Raw genomic sequence first — 3,562 nt, 5'->3', positions numbered from 1 at the left:
CCTATGTTGCCGGCGGGCGGTATCAGTCCAGGCCATCTGCTTCTCCTATCGTCTCGACAACGACGGTGAATCACAACCTACTGATATCGCTCAACCACTTTCCGCTCGGGCTCTTATATCTCGCTCAGGTGAGTGCCCCGAGTAACCGCGCCTTTCGATCAGGCCTTTTAACCGACGTTCAAAATCATCAAGTTCATCAAGGCTTCCATAATTCATCATCTCATTATCGATATCGGGAATGAAAGAATTTAACGCGGTTCGTATCGCCTCTCCTGCCACCGCAGTGTCACTCCCAAAGGTGAAGAGTACATCATCGAGTGCTTCGATATCTTCGAACGGCAACTCATCCACGTAGTTTTTAAGAATATCGGCTATGAGCTTGGTTAGCAGTTCATGGAAATGATCTCGTTCTGCAATAGGCAGTGAGTGCAATAAAATCATTTCTAGCGCGGAGATCGCCGCGCGAACATTAGAAGCGTCGAAGCCAGTCACGGCAATGCGTGCACTCGCATCGCGAGCGATCGCAAGAAATCCCGGATCGCTAAAATGGTCGTACATTGCCAGCGCCAGTTCAAACTGATCGAGATCATTACGTACGCCATCCGGCTCTACCCGCGCCAGAGCATCGACCCAAACACGGGCGTCGCTGGGCCTTGGCGTTGGCCTTGGCTCACGATCAAAGAAGATCGTCCAGCACTGTTTGACTTCCGTGAGCGTGACTACCTTGTCTACGAGACTGGGAAGCAAATTATCGGAGATCGCTACAACCTGCAAAAAGTCGCGTACGCCGGGGTTCGAGAAGCGCACCGTTTGATTAACGATCGCGAGGACTGACCCCTCGAGTTCCTTGAGCGCCGCAGCGAAGCGCGGCTGGAGCTGAGCTGCTGGGAGCGCGTATCCGATCGCCGCTGCTGTTCCTACAAAGGTAGTACGTAGCGTTTCAAGGCTCGCAGTGCTTGGATGTAAGAGCATCGCCAACATGAGCGCGCGACCGTCCGCGCTGATGTGATCCCGGTAAGGGCGCTCCCACAGTTCTTCCGGATTGTCTAGGACGCGCTCGATAGCCGTCCGCAAGCTTTGTCCAGTAAGTGAGGAATACTCTTCACTTGTCAGCAGCTCAATGAGCCGCGGATTAAAATTGGGATGATCAATTATCGTCATATAAAAATCATCTAATAAGATTTCGTAGATTTGGTCGTCACGCAGGCCCGAAAAATAAAGATGATTGTATAGAATTTGTGCACGCACTGCCCGAGTGTAAATACCAACATTAAGCACATATCGGTTCGCCGACATTTGGCGAGAAGCTAATCGCCTTGATAATAACTCTGCTTGACTAAGGATATATTCCCTCGTAGTCAAAATAAATCTTAAGTCTTTATTTGCCTTAACTCGCTCAAGAAATGGTGGTAGACGACTGTCAAGGCCGCGCACATGATCTGCAGATAGACGAACTTGACCGAGAAAATCGTCAAAAAATATCAGCCGCTTCTCACCCGGATTTGAAATTTCGAACGCCTCTTCAATGTCATCGACGACAAATATTTTCCAGTCTTGGGCTGCATGGAGCCATACCAGCATTCGCGCTAGCGTCGTTTTACCCACACCCGGGTGCCCTGCGACGATGAGCGTGCCGGCTGCAGCTAGAACATCTTCGGCTGCTTTGACGCTATCATTCTGAACAAAGCGAGGAATCATCGCCTTGATTAGTGCAAGCTCCGTTTCTGTACGATTGTAAATCCCACTGTGGATAATGCGCTCAAGAATAGAGGTGCTACCTAACCATAGCTTAAAATGCTTCTTTTCGATGTCAGAGTGCTTGCTAAGTAAGTTGTTTAAATCTTCCTGGCCGAAAATATCGGAAGACGCGAGCGGAGTCGACGGCATTGCGGCGATAATCGCGTCTTTGAATGCGGGCGTCATCGACACCGATGTGGCAACAATGTATCGCGTTGGTGCGAGTTTCGCGACCTTTAGATCCTCGGCCTTAAGCGCACTCAGCAGTTTTGAAGAGCCGCTTCGAAGGTAATGCTTCGCTTGGACGATCAGCTTATTTCCATCGCTGGCGTGCCGGCAATCGATACCACTGTCACGTCCCGGCCCGAATGACTCTAAGTGGATACCCAACTCAGCTTGAAGGAGGTCTCGAACTAGCTCCTCAAAATCGAGCGGCGAAAGGTCATGGAAATCGTACAAGGTTACCTCATTAGTCAGTTCGGAACGGCATTATCGTGAGCGTAATATTATCTTCGCGTGGCGGACGATACGGTTACGCGGCTCCCATTCCCACGTTTCTTGTTCGTAATCATAAACCTATTATTTCATACTTATCTCGCGTGGCAATAAAACCGCTATATTAAGTCAGAGCAAACCTAACTAGTGCCTCGCATAATTGATCGAGGGTGCCGGCTCTGGCGCCCATACGCCGAAATTCTTTTAGGCGAGCGCCGATATGGAGTGCATTCTTCTGCATACCTCCGGCTCCCCCACATGTGGCTGATGCGACGTTTCCTGCTGCCTCCCACTGCGCGCCCGAATCGTCCTTCACGCATTTACCCAGATCGTCCGGCCATGCCGCATACCACTCACCCCAAACTGGTGCGCGGGGAAATATGTCATCAAGCGGTCCACCAACGAGCGTGAAGATCGCGCGGTTGTCGCGCTCGTGTGCCGCCCTGATGCTGGCGGCGCGGGCAGCGTCATTGTGCTCGAGCTTATCGCCATCACAATCAAATATTACAAATGCCGGGATTTCCATCTTCTGAGCAATAATCAATGGACGGATCAGTTCGCTTTTCGCACTTACCGGCACGATATGCGCCCCACCCGAACGAAACGCGTCCCACCGACCAGAAAGAATTAACCAAGCATTGATGTAGGCCGCATCTTCTAACCCCTCGACCAACACCAGCTTAGGAGTGAAGAACATCTCACTCAAATTTGGCTGCATCACTTGGTGAAGCTTTGCGACGATTGCGTCGTGCGGAGCGTGCGCCTCACCTGTCACTCTAGCATACTCGGCCCCGAGCTGGTCAATTGTACAAAAGCGAACGACGGCCTTCCCTTCACGGCGTAGTTTTCGGACTAGTAGAACACGGTCGAAACCCGCGCCATCGACGAAATATGGGCTATGTGTCGATACGATCACCTGAGAGTTCTTGGTACTCAGCGACTGAAGTACCGTGGCCAAATGCCTTGCTTGAGGCGGATGCTGATAAAGCTCGGGCTCCTCGCAGCCCAATATCAGCCGCGGGCTGTTTTCGTCGTCGGCCCCGACCAAACCTTGCAGCAACGCAATAATATATGATCGTTGCATGCCATGACCGAAGCGAGCAATTGATCCTTCAAACTCACCGTCACCAGCAAGCAGTCGCGCCATTGGTTCCTCGATGCGAACTGACTTCGCATCTTGATGCCATTGCAACTTGGCGGTAGCATCGGGATGTGAACCGCGCCGGGTCTGCCGGAGGCGTTGGGTTGTGAGTCACGCTGCCATATCGATGTTGTCCGCGGCAGCATAATATTGATCTTCGGCTTCGGCAGGTGGGATGTTGCCGATGGG

The 3,562-nt window shown here is 51.8% G+C and carries 2 protein-coding genes; both read right to left on the bottom strand.

The window, feature by feature from the left end:
• Positions 1 to 90: 90 nt before the first annotated feature.
• A complete protein-coding gene (locus U1839_RS26655) occupies positions 91 to 2,196 on the bottom strand; it encodes an nSTAND3 domain-containing NTPase (RefSeq protein ID WP_332806585.1) in 2,106 nt (701 codons plus the stop codon).
• A 160-nt stretch (positions 2,197 to 2,356) separates the two neighbouring features.
• Positions 2,357 to 3,379, bottom strand: a complete 1,023-nt coding sequence (locus U1839_RS26650) for an ATP-dependent nuclease (protein WP_332806584.1) — start codon at positions 3,377 to 3,379, stop codon at positions 2,357 to 2,359.
• Positions 3,380 to 3,562: the final 183 nt, after the last annotated feature.

It is taken from the genome of Parasphingomonas halimpatiens (genome assembly GCF_036663795.1).
Lineage (GTDB): Bacteria > Pseudomonadota > Alphaproteobacteria > Sphingomonadales > Sphingomonadaceae > Sphingomonas.
This window is presented reverse-complemented; position numbering and strand designations above follow the sequence as displayed.